Source organism: Mucilaginibacter sp. HD30, from assembly GCF_054061755.1.
This window is the reverse complement of record NZ_JBSSEO010000001.1, coordinates 3502569-3516020: the sequence shown is the minus strand read 5'-3', so window position 1 is coordinate 3516020 and position 13452 is coordinate 3502569. Positions and strand designations below refer to the sequence as shown.

Annotated in this window: 12 protein-coding genes; 10 read left to right on the top strand and 2 right to left on the bottom strand. The window is 44.1% G+C overall.

The window, feature by feature from the left end; all coding sequences use genetic code 11:
* The first annotated feature begins 58 nt into the window (after positions 1 to 58).
* The 7 genes from ACVW2L_RS16740 (at position 59) to lepB (ending at position 4837) form a co-directional block, all read left to right on the top strand.
* Positions 59 to 388: a hypothetical protein gene (locus tag ACVW2L_RS16740; RefSeq protein WP_457129095.1), complete on the top strand. Its 330-nt coding sequence runs from the start codon at positions 59 to 61 to the stop codon at positions 386 to 388.
* A 90-nt stretch (positions 389 to 478) separates the two neighbouring features.
* Positions 479 to 850, top strand: coding sequence for a 30S ribosome-binding factor RbfA (rbfA, locus tag ACVW2L_RS16735; protein ID WP_457129094.1), 372 nt, complete (start codon positions 479 to 481; stop codon positions 848 to 850).
* Between the two features lie 3 nt (positions 851 to 853).
* Positions 854 to 1528, top strand: coding sequence for an SGNH/GDSL hydrolase family protein (locus ACVW2L_RS16730; protein ID WP_457129093.1), 675 nt, complete (start codon positions 854 to 856; stop codon positions 1526 to 1528).
* An 81-nt stretch (positions 1529 to 1609) separates the two neighbouring features.
* Positions 1610 to 1954 (top strand): hypothetical protein, encoded by a 345-nt coding sequence (locus ACVW2L_RS16725; RefSeq protein ID WP_457129092.1) that lies wholly within the window; start codon positions 1610 to 1612, stop codon positions 1952 to 1954.
* Complete coding sequence (locus ACVW2L_RS16720) at positions 1951 to 2652, top strand: peptidylprolyl isomerase (protein WP_457129091.1); 702 nt, start codon at positions 1951 to 1953, stop codon at positions 2650 to 2652. The genes ACVW2L_RS16725 and ACVW2L_RS16720 overlap by 4 nt, the downstream gene beginning before the upstream one ends.
* Before the next feature lie 121 nt (positions 2653 to 2773).
* Positions 2774 to 3541 carry an exodeoxyribonuclease III gene (locus ACVW2L_RS16715; protein ID WP_457129090.1) on the top strand — a complete coding sequence of 256 codons (768 nt, stop codon included), beginning with the start codon at positions 2774 to 2776 and terminating at the stop codon, positions 3539 to 3541.
* Between the two features lie 189 nt (positions 3542 to 3730).
* Positions 3731 to 4837 (top strand): signal peptidase I, encoded by a 1107-nt coding sequence (lepB, locus tag ACVW2L_RS16710; protein WP_457129089.1) that lies wholly within the window; start codon positions 3731 to 3733, stop codon positions 4835 to 4837.
* A 326-nt stretch (positions 4838 to 5163) separates the two neighbouring features.
* Here lepB and ACVW2L_RS16705 read toward each other — a convergent pair whose 3' ends face one another.
* Complete coding sequence (locus ACVW2L_RS16705) at positions 5164 to 6417, bottom strand: alpha/beta hydrolase (protein ID WP_457129088.1); 1254 nt, start codon at positions 6415 to 6417, stop codon at positions 5164 to 5166.
* Between the two features lie 111 nt (positions 6418 to 6528).
* On the bottom strand, positions 6529 to 7209 hold the full coding sequence (locus ACVW2L_RS16700) for a response regulator transcription factor (RefSeq protein WP_457129087.1): 681 nt from the start codon (positions 7207 to 7209) through the stop codon (positions 6529 to 6531).
* Between the two features lie 275 nt (positions 7210 to 7484).
* Here ACVW2L_RS16700 and ACVW2L_RS16695 point away from each other — a divergent pair, with 275 nt between their 5' ends.
* From ACVW2L_RS16695 to ACVW2L_RS16685, 3 genes are all read left to right on the top strand, one after another.
* Positions 7485 to 9047 (top strand): ATP-binding protein, encoded by a 1563-nt coding sequence (locus ACVW2L_RS16695; protein ID WP_457129086.1) that lies wholly within the window; start codon positions 7485 to 7487, stop codon positions 9045 to 9047.
* A 6-nt stretch (positions 9048 to 9053) separates the two neighbouring features.
* On the top strand, positions 9054 to 10400 hold the full coding sequence (locus ACVW2L_RS16690) for an ATP-binding protein (protein ID WP_457129085.1): 1347 nt from the start codon (positions 9054 to 9056) through the stop codon (positions 10398 to 10400).
* 461 nt (positions 10401 to 10861) lie between these two features.
* Positions 10862 to 13396 carry an ATP-dependent Clp protease ATP-binding subunit gene (locus tag ACVW2L_RS16685; protein ID WP_457129084.1) on the top strand — a complete coding sequence of 845 codons (2535 nt, stop codon included), beginning with the start codon at positions 10862 to 10864 and terminating at the stop codon, positions 13394 to 13396.
* Positions 13397 to 13452 lie beyond the last annotated feature (56 nt).

The following is a 13452-nucleotide window of genomic DNA, read 5'->3' as shown; positions in this document are numbered from 1 at the left end:
TACCGATATGCGCGGTCTAAGTAATTTTGGGGGTTTAATTTTTTTATTAATTATTGCTTTGGCTTCCTGCCAGCATGAGGATAAGAAAGAAGTTGCCAAAAAAAAGCCTGTTATTATAAAAGGCCTTTATAGTTTTGGCCCAGAGGCGGCGCTTTTTGTTGATTGTGCTAAAGGTAAAGAGTACTGGACAGCCGACAGCTCGGCAAACCTGGAACTGCGTTATTCGCAGTTAGGGATAGGGAAACCGTACGAGTCTGTTTACATAGAAGTAGAGGGCGAGATAAAGCCTTCAGCAAAGGAAGGCCCCGAATCTGCGTATGACAGTACCCTAACCGTTACAAAAGTCATCAGCATAAAAAAGGATATCCCAAAAGATCTTTGTAAATAACATTGGGGGATAGAAAGGTTTTTAAAATTGGATTTATTTGCTTTACTTGTGTTAAAACTCATTTGCCTGTTTGGCGTTAAATAAATTACTATGGAATCAAAACGTCAACAAAAATTTGCCGGGGTAATCCAGGAAGATCTTGCGGCTATATTTCAGCGCGAAGGCATGAACTATTTGCCTAATACCCTGGTAACAATAACCAAGGTGCGCGTTACGCCTGATCTGGCAATTGCCCGCATTTTTTTAAGCTTTTTTAACAACGGTAACATTACACAGGCCTTGCATGTTATCAAATCGCACGCGTCAGAGATCCGCTATAAGCTAGGTGCTCGTATTAAGGACCAGGTAAGGATAGTGCCTCAACTGGAGTTTTTTGTTGATGATACCAGCGAATACGTTGAGCGTATGGATAAGATTTTCGACAAACTCAGCAAAGAAGAACGCCAGCCAGACAGCGAATAAATAATGAAACGCATATTACTTGCAACTTTGGTACTTGTGATAGCCTTTGCTGGCTGCCACAAGCAACCTGCACCTCCCGTCCCACCGGCCTATCGCATACTTGTTTTAGGCAATAGTATCACCTATTCGCCCGCCAACCCTTCTATAGGATGGAATGGCAATTGGGGTATGGCTGCAAGCGCCGCCGATAACGATTTTGTGCATTTACTTTCCACCTATTTAAAAAACGTTAACCCGGATAATGTGGTTTTGTCAAAAAACATTGCAGAGTTCGAAGTTAACTTTGACACTTACAACTTTGATGCTAACCTTAAAACCTTACGCGATGCAAAGCCGACGCTTATTGTATTGCGCATTGGCGAAAACGTTACCCGCAACAGTGAAGCCGCCCTTTTTGAACAAAAATACCAGGAGCTGCTAAATTATTTTAAAACCAATAACCCGTCGGTAAAGATTTTGGCAGTCGGCTCAGTGTGGCCCGATAGGGAAATGCCAACCGATGTAATGAAAAAATATTCTGATTTTGTTCCTTTGGTTTTTATGCAACAGGATGTATCCAACTTTGCTTTCGGAAAATTTACTGACAATGGTGTTGCAAGTCACCCGTCTGATAAGGGTATGACAACTATTGCCAATACAATTTACAAAACTATGCAGCAAATGCTGTATGGTAATTAAGCAATAGCAATTTACTCTGGCTTGAGCCAACCCAATAACCCGCTCTGCGAATGTGGGTAAAACATCGGTATATTTGCTGCCATGACACCTGCTGAGATCAATAAAAAATGGAAAGAGTTACAGGTGCGTATTTCGCAGGATTTTGACAGCGATACGCCCGATGTTAAAGTAATGCTGTTTTTAATAGGCGTACAGGAACTGGGGAAAGGGCCACAAAAATTTAGCAAGCGCCAAAAGGAAGAGCTGATGCATATTGCTACTTGCAGACTAATGAGCATGATTGGTTTTTATGAATTAGAGGGCCTTGACCAGGATGGCTGGCCACACTGGAAATTAATAAAAACCATCCCCAGCTACACATTAATGGAGCAGGAGCTGATGATGAAATCATTAATAGTAACATATTTTGAAGAATTAGATGGATGAAGAAAGCGCTTACCCTTTGTTTATTACTAATAACGTTTAGCAGCTTTGCAAAACGGCCTAATTACTACGTCCGCATCAAAACAGCTTATGGTGATTGTATTATTCGCTTATATAATGAAACACCGCTGCACCGCGACAACTTTATAAAGCTTACCAAGAAAGGCCACTATAACGGCACGCTGTTTCATAGGGTAATACAAAACTTTATGATACAGGGCGGTGATCCGGACTCGAGGGATACTGCCAAAAATAAAGCCGGCATGGAACTGGGAAATGGTGATGTTGGCTATACCGTTCCGGCCGAATTTAGGGATAGCCTTTTCCATAAACGGGGGGTGCTGGCTGCAGCGCGCGATAATATACCAAGTAAGGCATCAAGCGGGTGCCAGTTTTATATTGTAGAAGGGAAGCGATTTACAGATGAGGACCTGGATAAGCTTATCCAAACCCGCTTAAAGGGCAGGCAGATTCCTGCATCGCAGCGGGCCATATATAAATCTGTTGGCGGGTCACCGCATTTAGATCAAAACTATACCGTGTACGGCGAAGTTGTTAGCGGCATTGATATGGTTGACCTTATTGCCGCCGTAAAAAAAGACAAGAACGACCGCCCCTTAAACGATGTAGCAATGATGGTATCCATGCTCAAAAAACGGGAATGCCGAATGTTGGATAAATTATTAGGGCTTGCACGCTAAAGCTGTTTATTTAAGATTTCGGATGTTCGATTTTCGAATTGATTTTTACTATTAATTCAAAAAATATTTCATCAAAATAAACAATATTTAAATCCGAAATCGAACATCCGAAATTCGAAATATGAAAATCATTACCTATAATGTTAACGGCATCCGTTCTGCCATCAGCAAAAACTGGCTGGCCTGGTTGCAGGCTACCGATGCAGATGTAGTTTGTTTACAAGAAATTAAGGCTACGCCTGAAGTATTGACAGACCTGCACCTGGTTGAGGCTTTGGGCTACCAGCATTATTGGTTTCCGGCAGAAAAGAAAGGTTACAGCGGCGTGGCTATCCTCACCAAACGTACACCTAACCATGTAGAATATGGCTGTGGCATTCCTGATTTTGACCGCGAGGGCCGAAGCATTCGGGTAGATTTTGATGAAGTATCGGTAATGAGCGCATATTTCCCTTCGGGATCAAGCGGCGAGGACAGGCAGATCTTCAAGTTCCGTTTTTTAGATGAGTTTGGTAAATATTTAACGCTGCTTAAAGTGGAGCACCCCCGCCTTATCATCTGCGGCGACTATAACATTTGCCACCGCCCAATTGATATCCACAACCCCAAATCAAACGCCAACTCATCCGGCTTTTTGCCCGAGGAACGCGAGTGGATGGAGAATTTTATCGAATCAGGCTTTGTTGATACCTTCAGGCATTTCAACAAAGAGCCTCATAACTATACCTGGTGGAGTTTCCGCGCTAACTCACGCGCTAAAAACCTGGGCTGGCGCATTGATTACGCCATGGCAAGCAAGGAATTGGAAGACAACATAAAGCGTGTGGCAATTTTGCCCGAGGCAAGGCATTCAGATCATTGCCCGGTTTTGTTGGAGATGGAGTTTTAGCCCCCTAACCCACCGAAGGTGGAACAATTGTGGGTTGTATTTTGTCATTCTGAGCGAGAGCGAAGAATCCTATAAAAGCGGTAAACAGTGCGTACAAGATTCTTCGCACTTACTCAGAATGACAGGCATTTTTTTCACCTGTAACAAATCCCTCCTGCCGCCGTCCAACACATAACCAAACCCTTGCTTATGAATTGGAAGATCAATTTTTTCAGGAAAAACAACAATCAACCCAAAGTTAAAAAAAGCAAAACGCGCGAGTGGATTGATGCTTTGGTATTTGCGCTGGTGGTTTCAACGGCTGTACGCGGTTTACTGTTCTCGGCATATGCCATCCCTTCCGGATCTATGGAAGGAACAGAGCTGCCTGGCGATTATTTATTTGTAAGCAAGATTAGTTACGGGCCGCGCATTGCCATCACCCCGATAGCATTCCCTTTTACCGAGCCTGTTGTGAGTGGAGTAAAAACCTATTGGACCGGCATACAATTGCCTTACATGCGTCTGCCGGGCTTCTCATCACCCAAAAAAGGAGAGATAGTGGTTTTTAACAAACCCGATGAAGCCGGACCGGAGTATAATATCCCAATTGACGAACGTACTACCCTAATTAAGCGCTGCCAGGCAACACCGGGTGATGTGCTAACCATTGTTAACTCGCAGGTTTATATCAATGGTAAGGCCATGCCTAACGCGCCCAAGGCGCAAACATCCTACGCAGTAGTGACTGACGGGGCCGAGCTTAATCCAAAAATGTTAGAAGATATGCACATTACCGTGCGCCGGCAATACAGCACCAACGAGTTTGAAATGATCATCCCCGGCGACCAGCTGGCCGCATTTAAAACCATTGCTAACATAAAGGGCGTACAGCCAGTTGTATTGCAGGCGGGTATGTATGATGCAGATGTATTTCCGCATAATGAACACTTTAAATGGAACATGGATAACTATGGCCCGATGAAGATGCCTGCTAAGGGTTGGACCGTTGCGCTTAATGACTCTACCCTGGCATTATACCGCCGCGCTATAGAAATGTACGAGAACAACAAGGTTGAAGTTAAAGGAAAAGACATTTTTATCAACGGAAAAAAGGCCGCCAACTACACCTTTAAAATGGATTACTACTGGATGATGGGCGACAATCGTCACGATTCGTTAGATTCCAGGTTTTGGGGTTACGTACCCGAGGATCATATCATTGGAAAGGCCAAATTAACCTGGTTCAGTACAGACTCTACCAAAAATATTTTAAGCGGCATACGCTGGGAACGTTTATTGCGGCCAATAAATTAATTTTTTAGCGTAGCAGGGGCATGCTACACCATGCTACAACAAACTTTTTTTAGGACGGGTCATGTTGCAAAAGTGTTGCTAAACTGTTGCTATTGTGTTGCAAATTATTGCTAAAAACGGTCAATTTCGCTTTTTTATAAATGCCTTATAATCAGCATTTTGCAGTTGCTTTACAGCTAAATTCCCTGACGAAAAAGTAGTTTATTTCAAAAATGGCAAATTCCTTATTTTCAATACATTAGCTCTTTCGTTTATCTATGACGTCTTTTTTTTGCAACACCTGCATTGGTGCGACCCAATAGCCATACTGCCGTAGCTGGTAGATCTTATTTACTAAACACCTCTATCAGCACTTCCTGCCCGTTCTTAATATCAATAATATAATCGCCCTTATCAGCCGGGCGCTTGTGAGAGAAGATGCGTTGTTTATAGATACTTGGCGATAGGTCGCGTTTGCGCAGGTAATCTGCCCATGCTTTTTTATCAGCATCTGTAAGCGTGTTGCGGCTTTGCTTATCCATCATGGCTATCATAAAAGGCTCGCGCGAGTTGCTGGTCCAACGAGTGGCATCCTGCCTTACTTCAACTTTGTAGCGGCCCTCAACCGGTCCCTGATTTTTGGGTACTAAAAATCTGCCTAATTCGCCTATGCCGGTATTCCTGATAAAAACAACAACCGGCGGGGCGTCTTTATCATCAACAGATGTTAGTATCACCATGCCATCCTGCAGGGCTGCGCCATCTAATTTAACCACACCGGCTAAGGCAACCTGGGGTTTAGCGGTGAGATACCCGCCTGCTGCCATCCAGTTATGTAGCAGGTTGGTCCACTCGCCTAATACCGGGTCGCCCAGGGCAAATCCGGTTCCGTGTATACCATTCCTAAAAAAATGCGCCTCTACCGGTACGTTTGCACGATACAAACGGGTGTACATATCCAGCATGCCGGTTTGGCTGCCCCTGTCCTCCACCGTTCCATACATAAATGTGGGCGGCATAGCAGCTAAAGCCGCCTGGTCTGCATTGTCGGGTACGCGGGTAGAGCCATAGGCGAGGATCAGAAAGTTAGGTTTTGATGGTAATGCGCCCAAAGCATCTGTCGCGTCCGTTTTTAAAGGATTAAGCGACATATCAGCTATCATCGTTGCCCCGGCAGAAAATCCAACCGCGCCAACGCGGTCTGGAGATATTTTATATTCTGTTGCATGCGCACGTATGTACTGCATGGCGCGCTGCCCGTCTGCCACCCAATCATTACGGGCGTATAGCGGTCTTAACCTGTAGCGTAACAGAAACGCGGTAACGCCATGTTCCTTTAACCATTGCGCAACCAACACACCTTCGTGGTCAACGGCGCGGATGGTGAACCCACCGCCGGGTACAACCAATACAGCGGCGCCATTGCGCTTTGCTGCCTCGGGCACAAACGGAATTACCGCAGGTTTGTCTTCGTCGCTTACGCCGGTAGCGCCAGGTGCGCCCGCCGGCCATAAAAGTATGGGGTCTGCCAGTTTTTGTGCCACGGCATTGAACGACAGTGCTGTAAACGCAACAGCAAGTAACAGGTTACGAAAATTCATTTAAATTAGGTTTATAAATAAAGTTAGCTAAATCCGGTAGATTTTAGCAAGTACCGGCTTGGTTAAGTTTATTACAATTTAATTAGCTGCGGCGGCCGTATAAAGAAGTCGTTAGATCAGATCAAAGGCCCGTGCGTATTGTGATAGTTCAAACGATGAATTAGTGTTTAGTTTTCTGCGGATGTTTTTCCGGTGAGTATCAACGGTGTTAATGGAGATGAACAAGGCATCGGCGGTTTCTGCGGCGCTTTTTCCTAAGGCAATCCATTTAAGCACGTCGCGTTCGCGTTTGGTAAGCTCAGCAAAAAGGTGCAGGTTTTTCCGCAGAAAGTTGTTTTCTTCCAATAATCTGGCTGCCTTTGACGACATGTGATGCATAGAATCAATGGGGAACGCCAGGGTAATGGTTAACAAGGGCTTCCCTTCTGCATCATGTGCAAAAATACGGGCGCTGGCCATGTGCCATTTCCAATCCTCGTTTACGCGAAAACGTACCTGTTGAAAAAATGTACAGATCTCACCGTCGTTATTCTGCTCAAGCAGGCCGAGGATCTTTGGTACATAATCCTTTGCATCTTCGGCGTTAAAATAGCGGGAATAATATTCTTCTGCGGTAAGCGCCGTAATTTCGTCCATTGTAAGGCCTAATTGAGCAAGTCCGCGCGGCGACATCCAGGCCACCCGCCAGTCGCGCAGGTCATGCAGTACAACAACGCAGGGTAATTCGGCCGCTAAGGCGGCAACACGGGTAATAGCATCGGCTATAATATGTTCAGGCAAAGGTAGCGGCATGGTAAAATTTAAGGGCTTAAGATAAGCAAAAGCAGGGCATGTTTATAGCAAAAATCACCAATTTTGGTGATTGCTACAACGTGTATTGAAATTTATCTTTGAGTGTGGCACATGTTTATGCAGAGCATCTAAACCCCATTTTGACCTAAACTTAAACCTGCAATTACCCTGCTCATCTTTCAGTTTAGTTTGTTAACTTAGGCAAACTATTAGCTACGAAACCAAAACACTACCAGTTTCGTAATAAGCTTACTAACTGTTTTTTTAAACTAATTATGAACGAAGTTAATACTTCCATCCTCATTATAGATGATGAGGAAATGGTGCGCGACAATATTGCCGATATATTGATGCCCCAATCATCGTTTGAAGACTACGACAACATGAACGATGCCATGGACGTACTGTTTGACGCACCCAAACCCCTCTTGTCTACCAGGACATCAACCAGGCCCGTTTTTACGGTTGACAAAGCTGCTAACGGCATGGAAGGTATTAAATGCGTTAAGCAGGCAGTTGAAGAACAACGGCCCTATGCCGTGATATTTCTGGACATGCGCATGCCGGGTATAAGCGGCCTGGAAACAGCCATAGAGATAAGAAAGCATGATATGAAGGTGGAGATCATCTTTATAACAGCTTACAGCGACCGGTCTATTGATGAGATTGTTGAGCAGGCAGGCCAAAACGTAGGTTACCACTGCAAACCCTACGCCCCCGAAGAGATCATCCAGATAGCTACCAAGGCGGTAACCGATTATAACAAACTTCGGAACCTTGAAAAACTGATAGAGTCTATCTCTACCATTGGCCTTAACCGTAACCAGCTTAATTCGCTGCTTAAGAATATTCTCGATCAGTTAGCCGGTTTTGTTGATACCGACCTTGCATTAATTGGCAAATTGCATGATGACCTTACTTACGAAAAAATACTGTCTATAGGTGTTCTTGATAACAAGATCAATATAGACGAGCTGATAGCGCGCGTAAAAAACATTAACGTGCCCGAAGACGAGGTTGTACAGAAAGACGAGTTGTTTTTAGCCCGGATGGACAACTATACTGTTTTTGCAATTTTGAAAAAGCAGGAAAAGCTGAAGATTGAAAAAATGTACCTGCTGCGGCTTTTTATACAAAACGCCGCGCAAGCCATACGCAATGCCGAACTGAACGAACGATTACTTCAGAATGAAAAACTTTCGGCAGTGGGGCAGGTAATGGGAATGGTGATGCATGATCTGCGGTCGCCGGTAAAAAGTATAAAATTACTTACCGATCTGATGAGGCGAGACGGGATAGAAAGTCAATGGATAAACCTGATAGATCAATATGCCGAGCAAGCCTCTGAGATATTTGACGACTTTTTGGATTTCATCAGGAACGAGCCGGTAAAAAAATCGGCCATCCCTTTACATAAGATAGTAAAAGATGCAGTAACGATGAACGAAGGGCGCCCCGGCTTAGAAACTGTTACTATACAAGCTGATGTTGCGGAGGATCTTATGGTGCAGGGCGACGAAAGCAAATTACGCAGGGTATTTAGCAATTTAATTGCAAACTCGGTTGATGTTCTGCATGATGGTAAAGTGGAGGATGCGTGGGTAAAGATAAGCGCGCAGGTTGTTAACAACCAAATAAGCATAAGCGTGCTTGACAATGGCCCCGGCATCCCGGCAGAAATTCAGCGCACGCTTTTTGAGCCCTTTGTTACAAAAGAAAAGCATAAGGGCACAGGCTTGGGCCTGGCTATAGTAAAGCAGTATGTTGTTGCGCACGGGGGCAGCATTGATGTTAAGAATGATCCCGGCGCTTTATTTACTGTAAACCTTCCTGCGTAAGTTACCATGGCTACCAATACCAATAACCCGCAAATAAAACAGGAAACAAACGCAAGCCAGGTAGAAAGCACGCTGCTGCGAACGCTAATAGATAGCCTGCCCGATGTTATTTATATAAAAGATGACCAAGGGCGAAAGATAATTGCCAATCACGCCGATGTAGCCTCATTGGGTTTATCAGACGAAGCAGACGTTATAGGTAAAACTGATCTTGAATTGCTGGAGGGTAGTGTGGGCGAACGGTGTTACAAGGATGATATGGCCATAATTAATACCGGCCAGGCAATTGTTGATAAAGAGGAGTTTTTTTTTGATGCGGAGGGTAAGCAGCAATGGCTGTTAACCACCAAGGTGCCTGTTCAAAATGCAGCTGGTAAAACAAGCCATATATTAGGAATAGGGCATAACATTACGCGGCGCAAGCAATCAGAAGCGGCTCTGCAAACACTTAACGACGAACTTAGCAGCCAGGCCGAGGAGCTAAAGCACCTTAATGAGCAGCTTACCTTACAAAAAGAACAGGAAACAGAGAAAGCCATTGCGCAGGGCAAATTCGAGATCGCATCAGAAATATTGCACGACATTGGCAACGCGCTTGTGGGCTTTGGCGCCTACCTTAACCGCCTTAACCGTGTAATAGAAAAAGGGAATCTTAAGGCCGTTACTAACCTGTCGCTTTTTATTAATACGCAGCAACCGGCACTTGCAAGCGCCCTGGGTGCAGACAAAGCTGCTGCGTTACTTTCGCTTAGCGAGGGGATAGCCAAAACACAAGCAGAAGGTACTACAGAACTTTCTGCTTCAGTAAGCGAATTGCTGAACATCACTACCCACATTCAGGAAATACTAAACATTCAGCGGCAGTTTGTGGTCGGCCATGAGGGCCATCATCAGCGCAAGCCGGTAAACCTGGTTAACATCATCAGTGATTGCAGGGCCATGTTGCTGGCATCGTTAGAAAAGAAACGCATAAAGCTGCATGCCAACATTGCGCCCGGCACCTTCATTATAAAAGGCGATCAAACTAAATTGATGCAGGTTATACTAAATGTGTTAAAAAACAGCGTTGAGGCTATTGATATGGAAGCGGATGAGCGGGACATCACCATATCCTTGCAGGCAAGCCCTACCTTAATTGAGTTAAAACTTAAAGATAATGGCAAAGGGTTTTCGCCAGAAACCGCCGCGCGACTTTTTGAACGCGGTTTTACTACCAAAAGTAATGGCACCGGGTTGGGTCTTTACAACTGCCGCTCTATTATTGAAAGCCACGCAGGCGAGTTTAATATAGCAAGTACAGGTGTTAATGAAGGTGCAGAAGTGACGATAGTTTTTAAGCCTGAAGAAAGTTAGTAGTTTAGAGTTGGCAGTTTTAAGTTTGCAGTTTGCAGCAGCAAAGTAACAACGGCTTAATTAAGATTAAAACGACGATTTAAATGCAAGCTAAAAACTGCCAACCGCTATTGTAACTGCCCACTGCAGACTCAACTCAGCCTTTCTGTCATACTTCTGACTATTTGCCCTGTTATCCCCCAAAAGCGGTAAATAATGCCGTAGCAGTTAAACTTTACTGCTTAAACAGTATCAAACAGGTAGTTAACATCTATTAAATGTAAAAATTCCACAGTCGTTAGCTATTTTTAACATAATAGCTATTGCACAAAGTTTAACTTTTAATAGATTGCACATCATAATAATGTCTGTTTTTGGTTGACTAAAAAAGCTGGCAATAATATTGTTGATAAGTTAGAAACACGCGTCGTAACATCTAAAAACATTTTGGTATATTAGGGCGTATTAACATAGGAGTATATATGGAAGCTAAATTTTCGCCCCGGGTAAAGGATGTAATACAATACAGCAGAGAGGAGGCCTTGCGCCTTGGGCACGACTATATAGGTACCGAACATCTTTTGCTTGGGCTTATAAGGGATGGTGATGGGGTGGCTATAAAGCTGCTTAAAGAACTGGCCGTTGATACTGCCAGGCTTCGCCGCTCGGTTGAAGACGCTGTAAAAGGAACTATAGGAACTAACGTACATATTGGCAGCATTCCGCTTACTAAACAAGCCGAAAAAGTATTGAAGATAACTTACCTTGAAGCTAAAATTTTTAAAAGCGATGTTATAGGCACAGAGCATTTGCTATTGTCTATACTGCGCGATGAGGATAACATTGCATCGCAGATATTGATGCAGTTTAATGTTAATTACGAGATATTTAAAGGCGAAGTAGAATCGCACAAAAATAACGTAACTGATGAAATGCCTGGATCACCTACAGGTGGCGACGACGATTTTAAAGAAGAGGAAGCATTTAATCAGCCTAAAAAAGTATCAGATATTAAATCAAAAACACCGGTGCTGGACAACTTTGGCCGCGATTTAACCCGCGCCGCCGAGGATGGGAAACTTGACCCGATTGTAGGCAGAGAGAAAGAAATAGAGCGTGTATCGCAGATCTTGTCTCGCCGTAAAAAGAATAACCCAATTTTAATTGGTGAGCCGGGCGTAGGTAAAAGCGCAATTGCCGAAGGTTTGGCATTGCGCATAGTACAGCGGAAGGTATCGCGCGTTTTGTTTAATAAACGTGTAGTTACGCTTGATTTGGCATCGCTTGTGGCCGGTACAAAATACCGTGGCCAGTTTGAAGAGCGCATGAAAGCCGTGATGAACGAGCTGGAAAAATCTCCGGATGTGATTTTATTTATTGATGAGATCCACACTATTGTTGGCGCGGGCGGCGCCTCGGGCTCGTTAGATGCATCTAACATGTTTAAACCGGCTTTGGCCAGAGGCGAAATACAATGCATTGGTGCTACAACTTTAGATGAGTACCGCCAGTACATTGAGAAAGATGGCGCTTTAGATCGTCGTTTCCAAAAGGTAATGGTTGAACCTGCTACACCTGATGAAACAGTAGAGATATTAACCCGTATAAAAGACAAATACGAAGAGCACCATGGTGTAACTTACACCCAGGAAGCTATTGAAGCCTGCGTTGCTTTAACCACCCGTTATATTACCGACAGGTTTTTACCTGATAAGGCTATTGACGCGTTGGATGAATCAGGCTCAAGGGTGCACTTAACCAATATCCATGTTCCGCAGGAAATATTGGATATTGAAAATAAGATTGAGCAAATAAAGGTAGAGAAGAACAAAGTGGTACGCAGCCAAAAGTATGAGGAAGCTGCCAAATTGCGCGATACCGAAAAACATTTGCTGGAAGAACTGGAACAAGCCAAAGGTGTTTGGGAAGCTGAAACAAAATCAAAACGTTACACCGTAACCGAAGATAATGTTGCCGAGGTGGTATCTATGATGACCGGTATACCGGTACAAAAGGTTGGCCAGGCTGACAGCCAGAAATTGCTCAACATGTCTGAAAAGATAGGCGAGAAAATTATTGGCCAGAACGAGGCTGTTAAAAAACTGGCCCGTGCTATCCAGAGAACCCGTGCCGGATTGAAAGATCCTAAAAAGCCTATCGGCTCGTTTATATTCCTGGGCCCAACAGGCGTAGGTAAAACCGAGCTGGCAAAAGAACTTGCACGCTTTATGTTTGATACCGAAGACGCGCTGATACAAATTGATATGAGCGAGTACATGGAGAAATTCGCGGTATCTCGTTTAGTGGGAGCGCCTCCGGGATACGTAGGTTACGAAGAAGGCGGACAGTTGACTGAAAAAGTACGTCGCAAACCATATGCAGTTGTATTGTTAGATGAGATTGAGAAAGCTCACCCTGATGTATTCAACATACTGTTACAGGTATTAGATGAAGGACAGCTTACCGATTCATTGGGCCGTAAGGTTGATTTCAGGAACGCCATCATCATCATGACATCAAACATTGGCGCACGCCAGTTGAAAGACTTTGGCCAAGGTGTTGGTTTTAGTACCAATGCACAAAACAGCCAGACCGATGCCCATGCAAGAGGTGTGATTGAAAACGCTTTGAAACGTGCCTTCGCCCCTGAGTTTTTGAACCGTATTGATGACGTGATCGTATTCAACTCGTTGGGTAAAGAAGAGATCTTCAAGATCATTGATATTGAATTGGCTTCATTGTTCGGCCGTGTTAATAGCCTAGGTTATAAAATTGAACTGACAGAAGGTGCGAAAGAGTTTATTGCTGACAAGGGTTACGATTCGCAATTTGGCGCCCGTCCGCTTAAACGCGCTATTCAAAAATACCTGGAAGACCCAATTGCCGAAGAAATACTGAAAGGCGAACTGGGAGATGCTGAGATAATGGTGGTTGATTATGACAAAGAAGCCAACGAGATCAAGGTAAGCGGGAAAAAAGCTTCGGGCAAAAAACCTAAGCAAGAAGAACAGAATTAAATTAACTGATAATATACTACTAAGCCTTTCCGTATTGCGGGAGGGCTTTTTTTTGC